The 17,356-nt window shown below is 70.6% G+C and carries 11 protein-coding genes; 3 read left to right on the top strand and 8 right to left on the bottom strand.

Annotated features, from left to right (window positions below; genetic code table 11):
* From SK571_RS04265 to SK571_RS04230, 8 genes are all read right to left on the bottom strand, one after another.
* The gene (locus tag SK571_RS04265; RefSeq protein ID WP_319982702.1) at nt 1-1,497 is read right to left on the bottom strand and encodes an FG-GAP repeat domain-containing protein; all 1,497 of its coding nucleotides are present in this window, start codon (nt 1,495-1,497) and stop codon (nt 1-3) included.
* A 20-nt stretch (nt 1,498-1,517) separates the two neighbouring features.
* Nucleotides 1,518-3,053: a glucosaminidase domain-containing protein gene (locus SK571_RS04260; RefSeq protein ID WP_319982701.1), complete on the bottom strand. Its 1,536-nt coding sequence runs from the start codon at nt 3,051-3,053 to the stop codon at nt 1,518-1,520.
* Between the two features lie 24 nt (nt 3,054-3,077).
* The gene (locus SK571_RS04255; protein WP_319982700.1) at nt 3,078-5,945 is read right to left on the bottom strand and encodes an AfsR/SARP family transcriptional regulator; all 2,868 of its coding nucleotides are present in this window, start codon (nt 5,943-5,945) and stop codon (nt 3,078-3,080) included.
* A 34-nt stretch (nt 5,946-5,979) separates the two neighbouring features.
* Entirely contained in the window at nt 5,980-7,035 is a 1,056-nt protein-coding gene (locus SK571_RS04250) for a hypothetical protein (RefSeq protein ID WP_319982699.1), read from the bottom strand.
* 182 nt (nt 7,036-7,217) lie between these two features.
* Nucleotides 7,218-9,878 carry an AfsR/SARP family transcriptional regulator gene (locus tag SK571_RS04245; RefSeq protein ID WP_319982698.1) on the bottom strand — a complete coding sequence of 887 codons (2,661 nt, stop codon included), beginning with the start codon at nt 9,876-9,878 and terminating at the stop codon, nt 7,218-7,220.
* A 198-nt stretch (nt 9,879-10,076) separates the two neighbouring features.
* On the bottom strand, nt 10,077-10,826 hold the full coding sequence (locus SK571_RS04240; protein ID WP_319982697.1) for a thioesterase II family protein: 750 nt from the start codon (nt 10,824-10,826) through the stop codon (nt 10,077-10,079).
* Nucleotides 10,826-12,055 (bottom strand): cytochrome P450, encoded by a 1,230-nt coding sequence (locus SK571_RS04235; RefSeq protein ID WP_319982696.1) that lies wholly within the window; start codon nt 12,053-12,055, stop codon nt 10,826-10,828. Before SK571_RS04235 ends, SK571_RS04240 begins: the two co-directional genes overlap by 1 nt.
* Complete coding sequence (locus SK571_RS04230) at nt 12,052-13,293, bottom strand: cytochrome P450 (protein ID WP_319982695.1); 1,242 nt, start codon at nt 13,291-13,293, stop codon at nt 12,052-12,054. Before SK571_RS04230 ends, SK571_RS04235 begins: the two co-directional genes overlap by 4 nt.
* Before the next feature lie 422 nt (nt 13,294-13,715).
* Here SK571_RS04230 and SK571_RS04225 point away from each other — a divergent pair, with 422 nt between their 5' ends.
* From SK571_RS04225 to SK571_RS04215, 3 genes are all read left to right on the top strand, one after another.
* Nucleotides 13,716-14,588, top strand: coding sequence for a peptidoglycan-binding domain-containing protein (locus SK571_RS04225; protein ID WP_319982694.1), 873 nt, complete (start codon nt 13,716-13,718; stop codon nt 14,586-14,588).
* Between the two features lie 301 nt (nt 14,589-14,889).
* Nucleotides 14,890-16,005, top strand: coding sequence for a hypothetical protein (locus tag SK571_RS04220; RefSeq protein ID WP_319982693.1), 1,116 nt, complete (start codon nt 14,890-14,892; stop codon nt 16,003-16,005).
* A complete protein-coding gene (locus SK571_RS04215) occupies nt 16,002-17,354 on the top strand; it encodes a hypothetical protein (RefSeq protein WP_319982692.1) in 1,353 nt (450 codons plus the stop codon). Before SK571_RS04220 ends, SK571_RS04215 begins: the two co-directional genes overlap by 4 nt.
* The last annotated feature ends 2 nt before the right edge of the window (nt 17,355-17,356 follow it).

Here is a 17,356-nt window from a genome sequence, read left to right as displayed (position 1 = left end):
TCAGGCGCCGGGAGGGCTGACGTAGCCGGAGACGGACCTGTTGGCGTTCGCCTTCGCGGTGCGCGGGTCGATCGTCGTCTGGTGCACGTACCTCGTGCCGGGACCGGAGTTGCCGTCGACCGTGGTGATGGTGCCGTTGCCGTTGACCGACACGACGACCGACACGTGCCCGCCTGTACCGCTGCCCGGTGCGCCGTAGATGACCCAGTCGCCCACCTGCGGGTTGCCGACCTGGCCTGCCGGACGCGGCTTCCACGTGCCCTGCTTCTGGCCCCAGCTGCCGAGAGAGGTCGCGACGTACTGACCGCGCGGCACGCCCTTGACGCCGGCCCGCTCCCACACCCAGGTCGCGAACATGGCGCACCAGGCGGTACCACCGCCGTTGCACGGCCCGTACTTGTTGCAGTTCGGCTCGGCGACACCGATCTCGCCCTTGGCGATGTTCACGATGGTGGTCCGCAGTCCGACGGCGCCACCGAGCACGAACGTCGCGATGTCGGCCTTCTTGTCGCCGTTGAAGTCACCGGTGCGAGGCATCTCGGTGCCGAGGGCGAACCGGTCGTGCCACTTCAGCGCGTCACCGACGAACGCGGTGCCGTTCGAGGTCGCGACGTAGACGTCCGACGCGCCACCACGGGTGAACGTCGCGAGGTCCGCCTTGCCGTCCCCGTTGAAGTCACCGACCTCGGGGATCTCCGTGCGGAAGGCGAAGTTCTCGTGCCACTTCCAGCCGTCCTGCACGAACTTGGTGCCGTCGGAGAACGAGACGAAGACGTCGCCCGCGTCGCCGCGGGTGAAGGTGACGATGTCGTCCTTGCCGTCACCGTTGAAGTCACCGGCGTCGACGATCTCGCCGTGGAGGCCGAAGCGGTCGTGCCACTTCACCGTTGTTCCGTTGAAACCGCTGCCGGTGGACAGCGCCACGAAGACGTCGCCCGCCTCGCCGCGGGTGAAGGTGACGATGTCGTCCTTGCCGTCACCGTTGAAGTCACCGGCCACCGGCACCTCTCCACCGACGGCGAACCAGTCGTGCCACTTGACCGACGTGCCGTCGAAGCCGCTGCCGGTGGACAGCGCCACGAAGACGTCGCCGGTGTTGCCCTGGGTGAAGGTGGCGATGTCGTCCTTGCCGTCCCCGTTGAAGTCGCCGACCAGTGGCGTCTCCGTGCCGAAGGCGAAGTCGTTGTGCCACTTCACACCCGTGCCGCCGAAGCCCTCGCCTGAGGACAGCGCGACGTACACGTCGGCCCGGTCGCCGCGGGTGAAGGTGACGACGTCGTCCTTGCCGTCACCGTTGAAGTCACCGGTGAGCGGGATCTCGTTGTCCACGCCGAAGAACTCGTGCCACCTCCAGCCGTCCTGGACGAACTTGCCCCCGTCGGAGAGCGACACGTAGACGTCGCCCATCGCGTCGTTCGCACTCGCGAGCGGGGCGGTGGTGACGGTCAGTGCCGTCAGCCCGCACACCGCGGCGGCGATGAGTTTCCTGTGGTGCATGGCTTTCCCCCTTGAATGTTTCAGAGAACAGCGGGCGCCGGGATCTCGGCGCCCGCCGCGAACCAGTCGTGCCACTTCACGCCGTCACCGGAGAATCCCCCGCCGGTGGAGGTCGCGACGTAGGCGTCGGCGGCGTTGCCTCGGGTGTAGGTGACGATGTCGTCCTTGCCATCGCCGTCGAAGTCACCGACCCCTGGCGTCTCGGTGCCGACAGCGAAGCGGTCGTGCCACTTCACGCCGTCACCGACGAACCGGGCGCCGTCCGACAGCGCGACGTACGCGTCACCGGCCGCGCCGCGCGTGAACGTGATGATGTCGGCCTTCTTGTCCCCGTTGAAGTCACCGACCAGTGGCACCTCACCGTCGAAGGCGAACCTGTCGTGCCACTTCACGGTCGTGCCCGAGAAACCGGTGCCGGTGGAGGTCGCCACGAACACGTCACCGGCGGAGCCGCGGGTGAACGTGGCGATGTCGTCCTTGCCGTCCCCGTTGAAGTCGCCCACGGCGGGGACCTCGCTGTGGGCGGCGAACCAGTCGTGCCACTTCACGGTCGTGCCCGAGAAACCGGAGCCGGTGGACAACGCCACGAACACGTCCGCCGCGGCACCCCGCGTGAAGGTCGCGATGTCGTCCTTGCCGTCCCCGTTGAAGTCACCGACGGCCGGGACCTCGTCGTTGTAGGCGAAGCTGTCGTGCCACTTGACGCTCGTGCCGGTGAAGCCGCTGCCCGTGGACAACGCCACGAAGACGTCCGCCGCACTGCCGCGGGTGAACGTGGCGATGTCGGCTTTGCCGTCGCCGTCGAAGTCACCGGTCAGCGGGATCTCGTTGTGGAAGGCGAAGTCGTTGTGCCACTTCGCCGCCGTGCCGGAGAAGCCGGTTCCGGTCGAAGAGGCGACGAACACGTCCGCGGCGGCGCCACGGGTGAAGGTGGCGATGTCCGCCCTGCCGTCACCGGTGAAGTCCGTGTCGCCGCCGCCGATGATCAGCTCCTGCGGCGCGGGAAGCGGGCCACCGCTGTCGAACCGGTAGAGGTTGTGGTCCCGCATGACCTTGATGACCTTGTCGGCGTACGCCGGGTCGGTCGCGTAGGTCCGGGCGATCTCCCGGATGTAGCGGTCGGGGTCGTTGCGGAACGGCATCGCGTGCGCGTAGGCGGAGTTCGTGGTCAGGTTGCGGCCGTGGTCGCGGAACGAGTCCCGCATCGACGCGAAGACCCGGAAGTACGCCTTGGTGCCGCCGCAGTTGCCGCCGGGGCACTCGACCGTCGGCAGCTGCCTGCACCCCGTCGCGATCGGTCCCGGCCGGTCCGGCGCCCCGCACTTCAGGCCGTGGAAGTTCAGGTAGTTCCTGGAAAGCCCGCTCCTTCCCCAGTTGGACTCCAGAATCGACTGGGCGATGCTCACGGAGGCGGGAATGCCGTATTCGGCCTTCTCCGCCTGCGCGTGCCCCGCCGCCTCGGTGATGTAGGCGGTGTCGGCCTGTGCCGGGGTCACCGCCGCCAAGGTGATCGGCAGCGCGGCCATCAGCCCCGCTGCCAGTGCTCTGAGTTTCATGGGATCGACGCTAGGGAGGCGCTCTCACAGAATTCTGTGAAGATCCTGCGAGCCCGGCAGGTGCGGGGACGGTTCCCTCGCCTCCCTGCTGCCGTGCCGCACGAACAGCGCTCTGGCCTCGTCCCGCGCCCTGCCCGCCTCAGCCGGGCGACCGAGCACGCGGTGCGCCTCCGCCATGTCGCGCAAGGATCGTGCGCGCCACAGCGGCAGGGACAACGCGTCCCACCACTGCAGCGAGAGGCCGAGCAGACGGCAGGCCTCCTCGGGGCGGCCACGAGCCAGTTCGAGCTCGCCGAGCGTGCGCAGCAGCAGCGCCTGACCGAACCCGTCCTGCAGCCCGCGGCAGGTGACGAGCGCCTCCTGCAACGCGTCGTGCACCTCGTCCGGTCCGCCCAGCCGGATCCGGACCTTCGCCCACGCCTGCACGGCGTACGCGGTCATGTGCCGGTCGCCCAGGTCGCGCAACGTGCGCAGCGCGCGGTCCGAAAGCCGTTCCGCGGTACCGAACGCCCCGGCCGCTCGGTGCGCGATGGCCAGTGACCGTTCGACCAGGGCGACCTCCCTCGGTTCGGCCAGCCGCAGATACGCCTCGCGGGCACGTTCCAGTGCCCCGACGGCTTCCGGCACGCGGCCGAGCTCGGTGAGCGCCTTGCCCCTGCCGTGCCAGGCCCGCGCCGTCAGCGCCGCGTCGTCGAGGTCCGGCAGCGCCGCGGTCACCAGGTCCAGCGCGCCGGCGAGGTCGCCACGCTCGCGCAGCACCTCGCTGAGCATCACCTTGATCGCGGTGATCGCGCCGCTGTCACCGATTTCGCCGTACTTCTGCATCGACCGCTCGTAGTAGGCGGCTGCCTCGTCGAGCCGGTCCTGCTCGCGGCGCAGCCACCCGAGTCCGGCCAGCAGCTCGGCCTGCCCCGGGACGTCACCGGACCGCACGGCGGCGTCGAGTGCCACGCTGTGCGTCTGCCACCGCAGGCTGAACTTGTTGTCAGCGGCCAGTTTCGAGGCGCACACGTCGACCGTCAGGCGCACCGCGACCTCCGCGAGGCCGAGCTCGCAGGCCCGTTCCACGGTGTGCACGACCGCGGCCTGCCCGGCGTCGAACCACTCCTGCGTGGCGGGCAGGGCGAGCAGCCGCGACCAGCCGCGCGCCACCCGTTCCACCGCGTCCAGCAGGTCCTGCCGCACGTCCTCGGCCTCCGCGAGCTCCCAGCCGAACGTCCTCGTCAGGTCGTGCAGCCGGTAGCGCCCGGCACCCGCGACGTCGAGCAACCGCGCGCGCACCAGTTCGTCGACCACGTCGTCGGCGTCCTGGGCCGCGGCGCCGAGCAGAGCGGCGGCGAGCCACGGTTCGAAGTCCGGCCCACCGAACCAGCCGAGTCCTCGCAGACCGGCTCTGGCACGCGCGGACAGCCCGGTGCAGCTGAGCGCGAGACTGCCGCGCACCTCCAGGTCGCCGATCACCAGTTCGTCGAGAAGCCTGTGCTGTTCCCGCAGCCGGGCCGCGAGCCGCCCTGGCGACCAGTCGGGCCGCGACACCAGCCGGGCCCCCGCGATGCGCAATGCCAGCGGCAGCCGGCCGCACAGCCGCACGACCTCCCGCGCGAACCCCGGTTCCGCCGCCACCCGCCCGGCTCCGACGATCCGGTCCAGCAGCACGAGCGACTCGCCCTCATCGAGCGTGCCCAGCTCGACGTGCGCGGCGCCCTCCAGCGCGCTGGGCCGCGCCCGGCTGGTCAGCACGCACGCGCACGTCGGCGATCCCGGCAGCAGCGGCCGGACCTGCCGTTCGTCCACCGCGTCGTCGAGCACCACCAGCACCCTCCTGCCCGCCACCAGCGAGCGGTAGAGCAGGATCCGTTCATCCTGGCACCGGGGCATCGCCGCGTCGGACACCCCCAGCGCGTGCAGGAACCGCACCACGACCTCGCCGGGCTCCCGCACTGCCCGCAACGACGCGTAGAGCTGACCGTCCGGATACCGCTCGCGCACCTTGTGCGCGGCGCGGACGGCAAGGGTGCTCTTCCCCGTCCCCGCCTGGCCGGAGATGGCCACCAACTGCATGACGTCCGAGGTGCCGGTCAGCCTGCGGCACAGCCGGGCGAGCTCGTCCTCGCGACCGGCGAAGTCGGCGATGTCCGGTGGCAGCTGCGCCGGTGAGGTGACGGCGGGCTGTCCGGCCAGCACCCGCCGGTGGGCCTCCCGCAGCTCAGGGCCGGGATCGACCCCGAGTTCGTCCGCGAGGAACCGGCGGCCCTCCTCGTAGCAGGCGAGCGCCTCGGCCTGTCTGCCGAGCCGGGACAGCACGAGCACCACCTGGGCGCGCAACCGTTCGCGCAACGGGTTCGCGGCCACCAGCGCGACGAGCTCGGCGACGGGTGCCACGGCGAGCCCGGTCGTCGCGGCGACGTCGAGCTGGTCCTCCACGACCGCGAGCCGCAGGTCGGCCAGCCGCGCGCGTTCCCCGTCCGCCCACGCCCCCGTGGCACCTCCGAGCGCGCCACCCCGCCACAACGCGAGCGCGGCCTGGAACTCGGCGGCGGCCTCCGCGTGCCGGTGCTCACCGAGAGCCTTCCGCCCCCGCGCCGCCCGGCTCCCGAACTCCCAGACGTCCACCTGCTCCGGCGGCACGTCCAGCAGATAACCGCCGCCCCGGCGCACGATCACATCGGCGGCGAGCGCCCGGCGCAACGCGCAGACGTTGGTGTGCACCGCCGCGCGTGCGTTGCGGGGCGACCTGCTCCCCCAGACCGCCTCGACGATCTCGTCCATCCCCACGACCTCGCCGACGACCGTGGCCAGCACGGCGAGCATCGTCGCGGGCCTGGCTCCCCCGAACCCCACCCGCTGCGCGCCGACACGAACCTCCACAGGCCCCAGCACCTGGAATCTCACGCTCGCGAACCCCCTCGGTCCGACAGGAACGGCTTCAGTCCGAGGTCTCCTTGTCCAGCGCGGCGATGCCCCCCGCGACGTAGACGCCGATGATCGTGAAGACCAGCGAGCGCCGGAATTCCTCCGTGCTCGGCTCGTCCCGCATCCGGCCCAGGTTCCGCAGCACCCCCAGCACGCACAGGCCGACCACGAGCAGCGTCACCGTCGCGTCCAGCTTCGGCGCGTCGCTCAGCAGGACCGCTCGCGCCCAGGCCTCGACGTGGGCCGGGTAGAGCGCGTACGCCCCGTGGACGTTGCCCACGAGCATCAGCACGGCCAGCGTGGACCCGACGGCGATCGCGCCCATCACCACTCCCCTGCGGCCACTGCCGGCGTGCGCGCCACTGCGGATCTGGTCGAGGAACAGCCGCCCGACCCCCGCGCACACACCGGCGGCGAACAACCAGCCGAACACCAGGGCGCCGATCGACGCCCCCTCCCTCCAGAACCCCTCGGGTACCAGGCCGATCAGCCAGCGCACACCGACGACAACACCCACCAGCACCGCGGCGACACCGAGGACCAGCGCGACTCCCTTCGCCCACCTGGCCCTGGCCTCGTAGGCGGTCCCCAGCACCACCAGGACGACGAGCGCTGCCCCGATCCAGGCGAAGCCGCCCAGCAGGAACTCGAACAGTCCGACGAACGGGCGGATCAGGTAGTCGTTCAGCAGGGTCACGACCCAGCCGACGACGCTGACCACGAACCCGATGACAGAGCCGATGATCTTCACGATGAAGCGGACGAAGACGAAGAACCACGTGAGTCCGTGCAGCACGAACGTGGACGCCACGAGCACGCCGAGCCCCCACAGGACGAGGCGCGGCCGCTTGTGCCGCCACGACAACAACATCAGAGCCAGCACGTACGCCGCCACGGCGTAGCCGATCCACGTCAGCAGGGACGTGACCGGTGGCAGCGCCGCCTTGAGCGCCGCGCTGGCCTCCCCCGGCCGCGCGAGCCAGGACCAGCCGGCGCGCTTGGCCAGGAGCTTGGTGCCGTCCGGGAGGCTGGCGATGAGGAACACCGCACCCACGACGATCACCGCCACTGCGGAAAGAAACCGACGAAAGACGGTGAGCGCGAACAAAAGAGCAAACTTCCACAATCTTTTACGACGTCGTTCGCGGTAAGCGATAATTGCTTCGCCGTTGTACATGTAAACGAATTCTACTGATTCGCCTACCTGCCGTCCTGGCTGCCTGAGCTGGCAATTCCAGGTTTTCGAAGGATTTAGTCCGCCAGTTTCGCGCGCACCGCGAATACTTCCTTCAGCTCCAGTTCGGCGAACAGGAACTCCGCACGCCGCCATGCCTCTCGCGCGGCGGGAACCCGGCCGACGGCGTGCAGCGCGTCACCCAGCCAGTCCGCGGTGACGGCCTCGCTGTAGGCGTCGCCCAGCTCGTGGAAGAGCTCACGGGCGCGTTCGTGGTGGCCGACGGCCGCGGCGAGATCACCGCGTTGCCGCTGCACGAACCCAAGGGTGCGCTGCGCGTGCGCCTCGCAGTCCCGGTCGCCTCCGTCCTCCAACAGGCGCAGGGCGGCAAGGCTTTCCTCGACCGCGAGGTCGAGGTCTCCGAGTTGCGCGTGGTACCAGCCCGTCGCGCACAGGCTGAACGCCTCCCACGCGCGGTCGCCCGTGGTGCGGAACAACTCCAGCGCCTGCCGTCCGTGGTCCAGCGCCGCCACGGCGTTCTCACAGCGGGCGTGCGCGACGCTGAGCGAGAAGTGGGTGATGCCCTCGCCCGTGGGGTTCGCGACGGCGCGGAAGGACGCGAGCGCCTCGGTGAGCTCGTCGATCGCACGCGGCTGATCACCCAGGACGCTGTGCCCGCGGCCGAGCAGCAGCAACGTCTCCGCCAGCGCGGCGTGGTCGCCCAGCCGGCGTGCGGCGGCGAGAGCGGCGCGCTGGGTCGCGGCCCGGTCGTCCCAGTGGCCGCTGCGGGTGAGGTAGGTCGACAGCACCCAGGGCAGCTGCCAGGCGTGCACGTCCCGGCCCTCACGGGCGGCCAGGTCGGCGCAGGCGAGCAGCACCGCCCGTTCCGCGGTGAACCACTCGACCGCCTCGTCGTAAGAACCGGCGGCACCGGCACCCGGCGGCGTCAGGTCGATGGGCGGCCAGTGCGGCGAGAGGTGGCGTTCGGCGGCGAAGCCGGTGTGCAGGTAGTGGTCGAGCACCCGGTCGAGCGCCTGCCGCGCCTCCTCGGGCGTGGCCTCGTCGCGGGCGAAGGCGCGCAGCAGGTCGTGCGACGCGAACCGGCCGGGCACCGGCTCGTCCAGGACGTGCGCCCTGGTCAGCTCGGCGAGCAACGGCCTGGCCTCCGTGCCGGCCAGCGCGGACGCGGCGGTCACGTCGATGTCGGGGCCGGGGTGCACGCCGAGCAGGCGGAACAACCGCGCGGCGGGCGCGGAGAGCCGGTGGTAGGACCACGATGTCACGGCCCGCACGCTGGACGCCGGTTCGCCCGCGTCCAGCGCGTCGAGCCGGCCGCGTTCGTCCTGGAGCTCCTTCACCAGTGCCCGCAAGGGAAAGCCCGGATGTGCCAGCGCCCGCGCCGCGACCACGGAGAGCGCGAGAGGCAGCCCGGCGGTGAGCCTGATGAGGTCGTGCACCGCGTCGGTGTCCTCGAGCCGCTCGCCGCCCAGCCGCTGGGTCAGCAGCGCGATCGCCTCGCCGACGGCGAGCATCGGCACCGTGACCGGACGCGCCTGCTCGGCCACGGTCAGCCCGGTGAGCCGGTTGCGGCTGCTCACCACCACGAGGCAGGTGTCCCCGCCCGGCAGCAGCGGCCGGACCTGGTCCTCGTTCCACGCGTTGTCGAGCACGATCAGCATCCGCCGTCCCGCGACGCGTTCCCGGAAGAGCGCGCTGCGGGAGTCGAGGTCGTCCGGCATGCGTTCGGGGAGAACGCCGAGCGCGCCCAGGAACCCGTGCAGCACCACGCTCGCCTGGGCAGGAGGCGCGGACGGGTCGAAGCCGCGCAGGTTCACGTGCAGCTGCCCGTCCGGGAAGAGGCAGGCGTGGTCGTGTGCCCAGCGCAGGACGAGCGCGGTCTTCCCGACGCCACCAGGTCCACCGACGACGACCACCCCGCTGACCGCACCGTCCAAAGTGGCCAGTTCGCCCGCACGCCCGACGAACGCGGGCGGTGGCGCGGGAAGCTGACGCGGAACCGCGTTGTCGTCGGTGAGCAGCTGCTGGTGCAGGCGGCGCAACTCGACACAGGGGTCGGTGCCCAGTTCCTCGCGGAGACGCGCGCGCAGGTCCTCGTAGTACCGCAACGCCTCGGCCTGACGCCCGTCGCGGTAGAGCGCGAGCAACAACTGGCCGGCCAGCCGTTCGTCGCGCGGGTGTTCGGCGACCGCCGCGATCAGCTCGGGCACCAGCGCGCTGTGCTCGCCGAGCCGCAACGCGATGTCCGTGCGAAGCAGGCGCGCGGCGAAGCGTTCCTCCACGAGCGCGGCACGCTGCGTGACGAACCAGGGCGTGCCGGCACCGTGGAACGGCTCACCACGCCACAGCCCGAGCGCTTCAGCGACCGGTCCCGCCGCGTCGGCATCGGGCAACTCACGGGCCTGCCGCACCAGTGCGCGAAACCGATGCAGGTCAACGGATTCCGGTGCGGCGTCGAGCAGGTAACCGCCTGCGCTCCGCACGATCTCCACACCCAGCACGGGCCGCAACCTGGCGACGTAGGTCTGCAGCGTCTCCTTGGGCCGGTGCGGCCGGTCGGTGTGCCACACCGCGTCGACGATCTGTTCCACCGCCACGACCTGTCCGGCGTGCACGAGCAGCACGGCCAGCACCCTGCGCTGCTTCGGCGGCCCCAGGTCGAGCACCTCGCCACCGGCGCGAGCCTCGATGGTGCCCAGCACTTTGAAACGCGTCCCCACACGTCGAACTGTACCGAGTCGGTCACGCAACGTGACAGCGCAGGTGCGGCGGTCGACGGGTTGCTCGGTTGAGCGTCCACGCGGGCCAGGAACAACCAATGGACGGAACGGTCCGCGCTCCGCGGGTAGAACGGCGGTCGCCCGTGCCCGGTGGGCACGAGCGACCGCCGGCACCCTCTTGCCCGTCAGGGCCACACGTCAGGCGGGAACCGCGCCCACCAACCGTTCGGTCATGATCCGCAGCAACACGTCCTGGTGGCGGGTCAGGAAGAAGTGTCCGCCGGGCAGCGGAACCAGCTCGAACCCACCGGTGGTGTGCTCGGCCCACGCCTGGACGTCCGGCAGCGGAGCCACCGGGTCCTCGGTGCCGGTGAACGCCACCACCGGCGTCGACAGCTGCGCGCCGGGGGTGTGCCGGTACGTCTCCACCGCGCGGTAGTCGTTGCGCAGCACGGGAAGGATCATGCGCACCACCTCCTCGTCGCCGAGCAGGTCCGTCTCCGTGCCGCTCAAGCGGCGGATCTCGGCGATCACGCCCTCGTCGGAACGGGTGTGCACGCGGTCGTCGCGGTAGCGGTCGGGCGCGCGGCGGCCCGAGACGAACAGGGCCGCCGGTCCGGTGCCCTCCGCTTCCAGCCGCCGCGTCACCTCGTAGGCCACCATCGCGCCCATGCTGTGGCCGAACAGCGCCAACGGCAGGCCGGACTCGTCGCGCAGCAGCGCGGTGATCCGGTCGGCGAGGGCGCCGATCGTCGGGATCATCGGCTCCTGGCGGCGGTCCTGCCGTCCCGGGTACTGAACGGCCAGCACCTCGACGTCCGGGGCCAGTGCCCTGGACACCGGGAAGTAGAACGACGCCGAACCTCCCGCGTGCGGCAGGCACACCAGGCGTGCCTTGGGCGCGGCGGTGGGGTGGAACCGGCGGAACCAGGCGTTTCGGTCCTCCATCACCACGTCACCGGGAGCTCGGCCACGCGGTACACGCCCAGGCCGCCGGGCGGCACGTCCTCCGCCGGCACCGCCAGGCGCAGGCCCGGCAGGCGAGCGAACAGCGTCGAGAACACGACCTCCAGCGCGGCCGTGGCGAAGTTCATCGCGACGCACTGGTGTGGGCCGTGCCCGAACGTGAGGTGCGTCTTGTCGTCGCGGCGCAGGTCGAGCTCGTCCGGCTCGGGGAACGCCTCGGGGTCGCGGTTGACCGCCGGCGTCGCCAGGATGACGCCTTCGCCCGCGCGGATCGTCTGCCCGCCGACCTCGATGTCCTCGGTCGCGAGCCGCGAGATGATGTCGCCCGCGGAGATGTAGCGCAGCAGCTCCTCGACGGCACGCGGCGCGGCACCGGCCGGGTCCTCGCGCAGGACGTCGGCCTGTGCCGGGTTGTTCAGCACCGCGAAAGCACCGAGCGAGATCATCGTCATCGTCGACTCGTTGCCCGACACCGTCACGAGCATCGCCGAGTTGAGCAGCTGCTGGAAGCCGATCTCGCCCGGACGCTCGTCGAAGCTCGTCACCATGTGCGTGGCGAGGTCCTCGCCCGGCTCGGCGCGCTTGCTGTCGAACAGCTTGATGTAGAAGTCGCTGAGGGTGTAGATCGCCGGGATCATCATGTCCGGCCGCGTCGCCAGGTACTGGACGTGCTCGGTGTAGACGCCGCGGTCCTCCTCGGGCACGCCGAACAGTTCCGCCATCATCAACGACGGGAACGGCACGGCGAACTGCGACACCAGGTCCGCGGTGTCGCCGCCGGCCAGCATGTCGTCGATCAACCTGTCGACGATCCGCTGGATCTTCGGCCGCATCATCTTGGCCTGCCGCAGGGTGAAGCTCGGGATCACCAGGCGGCGCTGGGCGTTGTGCTCCGGGTCGTCGAGCTGGGCGAACGTCAGCGCGTCGCCCTCGGGGACCGGCTGCGGCATCCCCGTGCCGGGCATGATCTTGGCGTTGTTGGGGAAGTCCGGGTGCGAGCGGGCCGCCGACAGCCGCGGGTCGGACAGCAGCGCGCGGGCCTCGGCGTAGCCGGTGACGACCCAGGCCGTCTTCTCGTCGACCAGCTTCACCTTCGACAGCGGCGCGGTCCGGTGCAGCTCCGCGTATCCGGCGGGCGGCTGGTACGGGCACTTGCCGCGCGGCAGCGGGAACGCCGGGAGTTCGGTCGTGGTGTCGAGGGTCTCGGTCATGCCGGATCTCTCCGATCGGTTGTGGTGGTGCTGACGACCAGCGGGACCCGCTTCGGTGCGAACAGCAGATGGGATTCCCGGTACTCGACGGCTTCGTCGATCGTCCACACAGGAATTCGGTCGAACAGCGCGTCCAGCGCGCCGGTCACCTCCACGCGCGCGAGCATCGCGCCGAGGCAGAAGTGGATGCCGTGGCCGAAGGTGAGGTTGCGGGAGGCACCGCGGTCGATGTCGAACGTGTCCGGGTCGGTGAACTCGGCCTCGTCGTGGTTGGCCGAGAGCAACGACAGGAAGACCATGCTCTTCGCCGGGATCCGCACGCCACCGAGTTCGGTGTCGGTGGTGGTGAAGCGCTGCAGGCGCGGCACGGGCGGGGTGAACCGCAGGACCTCGTCGACCGCGGCCGGGATCAGCGCGGGGTCGGCGCGCAGCCTGGCCTCGATCCCGGGGTTCTCCGCGAGCTTCAGCACGGAGTTGGCCAGCACCGAGGCCGAGGTGATGTGCCCGGCCTGCAGCAGCTGGATGGCGAGGTTGACGGCCTCGTGGTCGGCGAGGCGCTCACCGTCCACTTCGGCATGGAGCAGGTCGCTGATGAACCCGTCGCGCGGGTTCGCGCGCAGCTCGGCGCAGAGCCCGGCCATGTACTGCTGCATCTGGACGAGCGGTCCGAACAGGGCCGCCTGCAACGCCGCGTCCATCTCGGCCGCGTCGTTCGGGTTCGGCACGGTGACCTGGAGCAGCTGCTCGGTCCAGCCGAGGAACTGGGGCAGGTCGGCCCTCGGGATGCCGAGCAGCTCCGACACCACGACCAGCGGCAGGTACTGCGAGAACGACGTGACGAAGTCGAACTCGTCTTCTGCCACCGCGTCGAGCAGTTCCTCGGCGATCGCCTCGATGCGCTCGTTGAGGTCCTTGACGCGTTTCGGGGTGAACGCCGCGCTCGCGATCCGGCGCACCTTGGTGTGCGCGGGCGGGTCCATCACCGCGAGCATCCCCGCGGACAGCTCCGCGGCGGCCTGCGGCATCACGTGCGACGGGTCGCTGGAGAACGTGCCGGGGTCGCCCAGCGCCTTCTGGACCTCGGCGTGGGTGAAGACGTGGTGCATGCCGAACGGGTCGCGCAGCACCGGGTTGGCGGCGCGCATCCGGTTCAGCCACGGCAACGTGTCCGACAGTCCGAAGCGGACGGACGGGGGCAGCAGCGCCGGGTCGAACGCCGGCATGACGAACTCGGTCATCTCAGTCCTTTTCCTTGTCATCAAAGCTGTTCGAGCCATGAGCGCACGGCGTCGGCGCCGGCCGCGGCGTGACTTTCCATCATCGACCAGTGGTTGGCGGTGATGTCGCGCTCTGCTCATCGTCGTGTCAGAGCTTTGTCAGCGCCATGCCCGAGCCTTGCCCAAATGCACTGCGCTCGCGCTGTCCCCGCTGCCAGAACAAGGGGAACAACCATGTCCAAAACACCACTGCCGCGGCCCTCGCCGTGCCCGTCCTCGTAGGCGCCGCCGAAACCGCATTGACCGACCAACGGTGCAGCTGACCCGCTGACCCCTGCCGGCAGGAAATGCACCTCCATGACAAGCCGCACGCACACGGTTCCCGGTGCTGGACCGAGGCCGGGCTTTGACCGAACGGGAAGAAACACCGCATGAAGACAAAGATGAAGAACCAAGGCGCCAATACGGCGCTGGCGACCTTCGCTGTCCTGGGCTGCCTGACGTTGAGCGCGACGCAGGCTTCAGCCGCAGCCCCACGGGCGCTGCCGTCCCAGGCCGAAACAACCGCCGCCCTGCCCGTCGTCAACATGGAAGCCACCGTCCTGGCCGCCCAGATCGATCCCCGGCGCGCCGACGACACGCTGACTCCAGGCGCCAAGGATTCCGTGCTGGCCGTCGAGCGGGCACTCCAGGCACGCAATCTGCTGGACGCCCGCTGGGTCGACGGTTACTTCGGAACCACGACCATCACGGCGTACGCGGCCTACCAGCGTTCGCTCGGACACACCGGACTGGCCGCGAACGGACTGCCCGGCGCGAGTTCGCTGGCCACGCTCGGGCAGGGCAGGTTCACCGTCTCCCACGTGATCAAACCAGGCCCGAAGGTTCAGCGCGACGGGTACGTCGTCAACACCCGCACACAGGCGATGCTCACCGAGACCGAACGTCTCCTGGGGCGTCGCCTCGTGCTGTCGCAGGGCTCCTACAACCCAGGCGGGGACCCGACCTCCGCCGGCACCCACGACGGCGGCGGCGTCGTGGACATCAAGGTCGACGGCATGTCCGCCGACACCCGCACCGCCGTCGCCCGTGCGCTGCGCCAGGTCGGCTTCGCCGCCTGGGTCCGCAGCCCAGCCCAGGGTGACTGGCCGTGGCACATCCACGCCGTGGCGATCAACGACACCGACCAGGCCACCCAGGCCCAGAACCAGGCCGGTGACTACTACCTCGGCTTCAACGGCCTCGCCAACCACCGCCCCGACGACGGGCCCCGAATCCCGATCCGGACATGGGAGGACTACCAGCGCACGCACTGACCAGAAGCCCGGACGCCACCCCGGTCATTGACACTTCGCGAAAAATCGACGTGCTGGCGTGGAACGCGCTGGGCGACGCGGTCTACTTGATAACCGTCACGAGCGCTCCCCACCGATAAGTCGAGATCGGACGCGTACAGACACAGTTGCACGGCTCCGTTATCAGTCCTACACCGGAAACCGCTGCTCCTGCCAGCGACGACGGTTCCAGCGGCGCGGCGCCCGCCACCGACTGCCGCTCGACCACCGCAAATGCGACGGCCGACCCCATAACCTGGCCCGGCACACCCTGGGGGTCTACTTGAACAGCGTCACCAGAAGGACGGCGATCAAGGGCGCCTTCCTCACCACCGGCCTGGCCGCGCTCGGTCATGTCCACATCGCGCAGGCGTCCGCCGACGCGGTGGAAACCAGCTTCCTGACCACCGTGTCACCTGGCTATCCGGCGGTCGTCGACACCGGCCGCGGACTGGCCGCGTTCGCGCTCGGGCCGAAGCGGTACCTGCGGTACCGGTATCAGAGCGGCGGCGCCTGGTCGAAATTCGACCTGATCCAGGAAACGGCTCTGGATTGCCGCCCGATCGCCGTCACCGTGCCGAACGGCGCGATCGTCGTGTTCGCGCGCTCCGGCGGTGAACTGGTGCACTGCTGGCAGAACACGTACGGCGGCGAGTGGTCGGACTGGCACGGGCTCGGCGTGGTGACCGGCACGAACGAGCCCACCGTCACGGTCGGACCGACCGGGCGCATGGCCGTGCACGTCCGCAACGCGCAGGGTTCCGTGCTGTACCGCGAGCAGCAGTCGGAGTCGGGTGCCTGGGGTGCTTGGCTCGACCTCGGCGTGGCCGGGCGGCCGTGCGCGGTCATCGGGGGTTCCGGCGGTGGGGTGGTGTTCGCACGCAGCGGCACGGGCCTCGTGCACCGCTGGCAGGTCGGGGTCGGCGACGACTGGTCTGCGGGCTGGACTGGGCTCGGCGGCTCGTTGGGCGGCGACCCCGCCGTCGCCGTTACGCCGATCGGTGCGCTCGCGGTCGTGGCGCGCAGCGACGACGGCAGGCTCGCATACCTCGGACAGCAGACCGGTGGGGGTGCGTGGGGCACGTTCGCCTCGATTGGCGACCGGACCATCACGGGCAGGCCGGCGGTGCTCACCGGCCCGAACGGCGGCCTCGTCGTCGTGGCACGCGACGCGGGACGCCGGGTGTGGCTCGCAGAGCAGGACGGGCACGGCGGCGCCTGGGCCTGGACTGACCTCGGCGGCGCCACCGCAACGGACCCGTCGGCGGTGCGCAGTGCCACCGGCGAGATCTCGGTGTTCGGGGTGACGGCAGAGGGTGCGATGACCTGGACACGGCGGACCGGCGCGGGCTGGCAGCCGTGGCAGACCTGGGCGAACGACGGCGTGGTGACGGTATGAGCTTCACCATGCGGATCGAGTCCGCCGACCACACGCCCGGCGCGGGCGTGCCGATGGGCGGGTACGGCTGGTCGGAGCGCCGCAGCGACGGCAGCGCGGTGGAGGGCAGACGGCTGCGGGCGCAGTGCGCGGTGCTGACCGACGCCACGGGTCACGTCGTCGTGCTCTTGCGGGTCGACGTGATCAGCGTGCCCCGCGCGGTGTACCTGGAGATCGTGACGCGGCTCGTGTCCGCCGGTCTGGTCGCTTCCCCCGCGGACTTCGTGTTGGCGCAGAGCCACACCCACAACGGGCCGATGGTCGGCCGTGTGCCCGACCCGTACGTGTTGCTGGGCAACGAGGAGGACGTCGCTCTAACTGACGCGTTCACCGCGGAGTTCGTCGGGGTGCTCGTCCGGCTGCTGACCCGAGCGCGGGCGGCGGCGCCGGTCCAGGTCAGCCTCGGGTACGCGGAAGGGCAGGCCTACCTCGCGGTCAACCGGGAGATACTCGGCTGGGCACCGCCCGACGTGCCGGTGCTGGTGGCGCGGCGCGTCTCGGACGGAGCGCTGCACGCCGTGCTGTTCGGCCACGCCTGCCATCCCGTGTGCCACCCGTTCGCCACCAGGACGTTCGACGCGGACCACTGCGGCCGGGCAGCCGCCGAGGTGACGCGTCGTCTCGGCGTGCCCGCTCTGTTCTTCCAGGGCGCGGCGGGCGATCTCAACCCGGCCTCGATGGGCTCGGAATCGGCGCTGCGGCTCACCGGCGACCGGCTGGCCGACTCCGTGGTCGCCATGGTGCGCAACAACGCTTTCCTCCCAGTCGATGGTCCTTTCAGGACGGCGGCGGAGACGATCGACCTGCCGTTCTCCGTGGATCTGGCGGATCCTGCTGCCGTGGAACGGTTGCGGCGCAAGTACCAGCAGCGCGTCGATGCGAACGGCACCGAGGACAGCGTTCGCCGACACGCCGAACGGATGCTCGACCTGATCAGCCGAGGCGCGCTGCCGCGGTCGCTGCCGATGACAGTGCAGCGTCTGGACCTCGGCGGCCTGACTGTGCTCGCACTCGCGCACGAGGTGGTCAGCGGCTACCACGTCGGCACGAAGAACGAGTACGCGAAACCGTTGTGGATCATGGCGTACGCGAACCACGTGGACGCCTACGTCGTCGCGGACGACCTGCTGTGGCGCGGTGGTTACGCCGCCGGGTGGCAGGACGATCCCGAGATCGCGGGCGCCGGCACTGCCGCGCTCTCGTACCTCATGCCCGCGCCGTTGCGGGCCTCGCCCCGTGACCGGCCCGGAGCTCCCGACTGCACGGAGGGCTTGGTGACCGGGGCGATCCGGCGCTTGCTGGACAAGTGATC

The sequence above is a fragment of the Lentzea kristufekii genome, assembly GCF_033949925.1.
GTDB lineage: Bacteria > Actinomycetota > Actinomycetes > Mycobacteriales > Pseudonocardiaceae > Lentzea > Lentzea kristufekii.
Note: the sequence above shows the minus strand (reverse complement) of the source record. Positions and strands in the feature narration are given on the sequence as shown.